This window comes from Desertibacillus haloalkaliphilus (assembly GCF_019039105.1).
In the GTDB taxonomy this organism is placed as follows: Bacteria; Bacillota; Bacilli; order Bacillales; family KJ1-10-99; genus Desertibacillus; species Desertibacillus haloalkaliphilus.
This window is the reverse complement of the sequence record NZ_JAHPIV010000128.1, coordinates 1-439: the sequence shown is the minus strand read 5'-3', so window position 1 is coordinate 439 and position 439 is coordinate 1. Positions and strand designations below refer to the sequence as shown.

The following is a 439-nucleotide window of genomic DNA, read 5'->3' as shown; positions in this document are numbered from 1 at the left end:
AGATTGTGTCGTTGCAACAGCATCTGGTTTACACGCAAAAGGAGTCATAGGAGAAACGATAAATATCGGTGGAAAAGAACGAGCATCGGTATTAGATATTATTAAGGAATTGGAAAAGTTATTAAATAAAAAAGCAACCTTACATTTCGTAGATGCAGCAATCGGAGAGCCAAAGCATACGTGGGCAGATATAAAAAGAGCGGAACAACTGTTACAATATAGACCAAAAGTTGATTTGAAGACAGGATTAAAAGAAGAGATTAAATATGTTAAAGGAATATATTTTAATAGTTAAAAATAGTCAGCGTTGAGGGCACTGTAGGTTTACCTTTTCAGTGCCCTCGTTTGCTAGCTGGCTTCTTAGATCTATAGACCTCTTCTGCGCCGTTGATTACGTTGTTTTTTAGATTCTAACTTTTGGAAAAGTTTAGCTGTAGTA

At 36.0% G+C, this 439-nt stretch carries 1 protein-coding gene; it reads left to right on the top strand.

Translation table 11 applies throughout. The features are described 5' to 3' along the window. Positions 1–295 (top strand): NAD-dependent epimerase/dehydratase family protein (locus KH400_RS21180; protein WP_369009390.1); only part of this gene is annotated, 295 nt, incomplete at its 5' end. Between the last annotated feature and the right edge of the window lie 144 nt (positions 296–439).